The 3,232-nt window shown below is 75.6% G+C and carries 3 protein-coding genes and 1 pseudogene; all 4 read right to left on the bottom strand.

Translation table 11 applies throughout. The features are described from left to right. Positions 1-774: pseudogene (locus EAD98_RS25810) on the bottom strand (putative baseplate assembly protein); the annotation flags it as partial. Next, positions 771-1,205, bottom strand: coding sequence for a GPW/gp25 family protein (locus EAD98_RS25815; RefSeq protein ID WP_121656585.1), 435 nt, complete (start codon positions 1,203-1,205; stop codon positions 771-773). The gene EAD98_RS25815 and the pseudogene EAD98_RS25810, both read right to left, overlap by 4 nt. After that, positions 1,202-1,540, bottom strand: a complete 339-nt coding sequence (locus EAD98_RS25820; protein ID WP_121656586.1) for a hypothetical protein — start codon at positions 1,538-1,540, stop codon at positions 1,202-1,204. Before EAD98_RS25820 ends, EAD98_RS25815 begins: the two co-directional genes overlap by 4 nt. After that, on the bottom strand, positions 1,540-3,135 hold the full coding sequence (locus EAD98_RS25825) for a contractile injection system protein, VgrG/Pvc8 family (protein ID WP_121656587.1): 1,596 nt from the start codon (positions 3,133-3,135) through the stop codon (positions 1,540-1,542). The genes EAD98_RS25820 and EAD98_RS25825 overlap by 1 nt, the downstream gene beginning before the upstream one ends. Positions 3,136-3,232: the final 97 nt, after the last annotated feature.

Consider the following 3,232-nt stretch of genomic DNA (forward strand, 5'->3'; position numbering starts at 1 on the left):
AGATGTGTATAAGAGCCAGGCCCTCGACCTGCGGCCCCCGGCCGAGGTGGCCGGGGGCCGCAGGTCGAGGGCGGGGGCGAAGGTGACCGTCCCCGAGCACCGGTCGACCAGGTACACCTTGGCGTGCGGGCCGAGTCCGGCGAAGCTGTCCACCGGCCGCCAGATCTCGAACGTGCGGCCGTCGTGCTCGCGCGCGGCCGCGCCCAGCTCCACCGTGCCGGCAGGCACCTCCACCCCGAGCAGCAGGTCCAGCGGCTCGGCGGTGTGCGCGAGCGGGGCCCGGGCCGCCCGCAGCACCTGGCCCGGCTGACCGGTGCCGATGCCGAGCAGCTCCGCCTCGACCGGCTCGCAGTGGTGCATCCGCACGGTCACCGAGGTCTCGTCGGCGGGCAGCAGCGCCGGCTCGGTGGTGACGAACACGACCGGCCGGGGGTCGGCGCCCCGGGCCGCGGCGACCCGCAGGCCGGCCGGGATCCGCACCACGCCCCGGTCGGCGCCGCTGCGGGTGAACCGGACGTCCGCCCAGGCCGCGGTGGGCGCGTGCCGGGCCACCCCGAGCAGGTTCAGGAACGACACGTACGCCTTCTCCGGCAACTGGTTCAGCCGGTAGATCATCACCTCGGTGAGGTGCGCGAACGCCTCCACCAGCGCCATGCCCGGGTCGTGCGCCGACAGGTCGGTCCAGGCCGGGCAGGACTGCCGGATCCGCTCGCGGGCCTCGGTGACCAGATCGAGGAACGCGCGGTCGTCCAGGTGCGGCACGGGCAGCGTCATGACGGTCCTCCCGGTGCCGGTTCGTCGAGGGGGAGCAGGTCCACGGAGAAGATCAGCTGCCCGGGGGTCAGGCTGGCCCGCACCCGGTAGTCCAGCCGGATCACCAGCCGCCACGCGTCGTCCGGGTCCGGGCCGGCGTCCACGTCGATCACCTCGACCCGGGGCTCCCAACGGGCGATGGCCTGCCGGACGTAGTGGATGGCCAGCCCGGCGGTGGTGTCGTCGTTGGGCGCGAAGATCAGCCGGTGCAGCCGGGACCCGTACCCGGGTCGCATCAGCCGCTCGCCGGGCGTGGTCGACAGGAGCAGGAACAGCGCCTGGCGTACGGTCTCGTCGCCCTCGGTCATGGCCAGGCCGCCGGCCGCGGTGAGCGCCAGGCCGCCGCTGCGCCCCGCGTCGAAGCCGGCGCCGACGAAACGGAAGGCCCTCACCGGTCCGCCTCCAGGAACCGCTGGCGCGGCTCGCGCACGGTGTGGTGGACCAGCCCCGGCGGCGTGCCGTTGGTGAACCCCTCCAGGTGGGAGAGGACCACGCGGTGCCCGTCGACCCGCAGCCAGTCGCTGTAGCCGACCCGGACGGTCAGCGTGCTGGTGCATGGCTTGATGGTCGGGCCGTAGTTCGGACAGGCGACGATCTTGCGTCCCTCCGGGTCGTCGTCGACCAGCACCGGTACGCCGGTGACGGTCACCCACCGCTGCGAGGGCCGGTTCTCGACCCGGCCGTCGTGGTCACAGGTGATCACCGAGTCGCGGTGGATCCAGCGCATCAGCCGCCTCCTTCGTGGTGTGCGCGGGCGAGCGTGCGGGCCCGCTCCGCCGCGGTCGTCGGGTCCTCGGTCGACTCGGCGTGCAGGAAGTCCACGCTGCGAGCACGGACCACCATGGCCCGGCCGGGCGCGGAGATCACCAGGTCGGTCGCCGCGTGCAGGGTGGCCAGGTCGGGCGTGAGCTCCAGCCAACTGCCGCCCTCGGTGCCGAGCCGCAGGCTGCGCTGGACGTCGTCGACGACGATCGACTGCCCTCCGGCGGTACGCAGCGTCCAGCGGCGGGCCCGGCCGTCGTCGATGCCCGCGTCGTACGGCTCGACGGCCCCGAACAGCGAGCCGAGCACGATGCCGGAGGCCGGCTCACCGCCGGGCAGCACCACCAGCACGGTGTCGTCGGGATCGGGGAGCGCGACGAGGCCCTTGCCGCGCCCGGCACCGGGACAGAGCACGCCGAGCCACCCGGCGTCCAGGTCCCCGTACGCCGGCAGGGTCAGCCGTACCCGACCCAGCCCGTCCGGGTCGGCGACGTCGGTGACCGTTCCGAGCGTGACCACCGCGCCGGCGCTCGACGCGTCGGGCGGCCCGGCCGGTGGCATGGTGGAGAACCGGGTCAGGTGCCCGTTGCCGTCGACGGTGTGCACCACCTCGGTCAGCACGTACGCCCCGGCGACCGGGTCGGGCACGCCGGTCAGGTCGATCCGCCGGCCGGGCCGCAACGCCGGATCACCCTCGGCCACCCCCTCGGCGGTGACCAGCGCGGCGGCGCGCCCGTCCAGTCGGGCCTGGGCCAACGCGGCCAGCTCGTCGTCGCTGCGGCCGGGCTGGTCGACCGCGGTGCGTACCCCGTCGGCGCCCACGTCGGCCGGGTCGGGCCGGTCACCGGCCGGGCGGCCGCAGCGCGCCTCGTCGGCCTGCTGGCTGATCGGTTCGGCCCGCTGTGGATGCCAGCCCAGCGCCGCGCTGGCGCCGCTGGCCCGATCCAGGTTGGTGGCCAGCCGCAGGGTGTGCACACCCGCGCCGAGGGCCAACGTGACCGGTTCCCCGTACCCGGCGAGGGTGATCAGCCGAACCGCGTCGCCGTCGGCGGCCAGGTGCAGCCCGGCCCGACCGGTCACCTCCCGCAGCAGCTCCAGATCGCTGTGCCGGTGCTGGAGCAGCCGTTCCAGCCGCGGCCCGTCGGTCTCCGCCGTCACCGTCAGTCCGACCTCGCCGCACACCTCCCGGGCCAGCTCGGCGGCGGTCACCGAGGTGAACACCCGCAGGCCCTGTCGCTTGCGCAGCCGGTGCAGCGCGTCGTACGCCCGCAGGCGCAGCACCGCCGCGCCGTCGGCCGCGTACTCGACCTCCACGCAGGTGACCTCCCCGGTGAACAGCGCGTCGGCATGCTCGGCGAGCCGTACCTCGAGTGCCGTGCCGGGCCGTACCGCGGGGTCGAACGCGCCGCTGCCGGCGGTGGTGGCGAGCACCAGCTCGGCTTGGGTGGGCTGGTCGAGCCGGGCGGCCACCCGCAGCGAGCGGACCCGCTGGCGGGCCGCGCCGGCCAGCTCGACGCCGTCGAGCAGCACGGTCAGCGCCCGGGGCGCCACGCTGGTCACGGCGCGCCTCCCGGCGTGGCGTCGCCGGGGCTCGTGCCGACCGGGCCGGTGCCGGTCGGGCTGACGCCGGCCGGGCTGGTGCCGGTGGGTGCGGGGG

It is taken from the genome of Micromonospora sp. CV4 (genome assembly GCF_003667455.1).
Classification (GTDB): domain Bacteria; phylum Actinomycetota; class Actinomycetes; order Mycobacteriales; family Micromonosporaceae; genus Micromonospora.

Excerpts from the sequence above, each read along its gene's own strand:
- EAD98_RS25820 (WP_121656586.1), bottom strand. The coding sequence starts at position 1,540 with ATGCGCTGGATCCACCGCGACTCGGTGATCACCTGTGACCACGACGGC.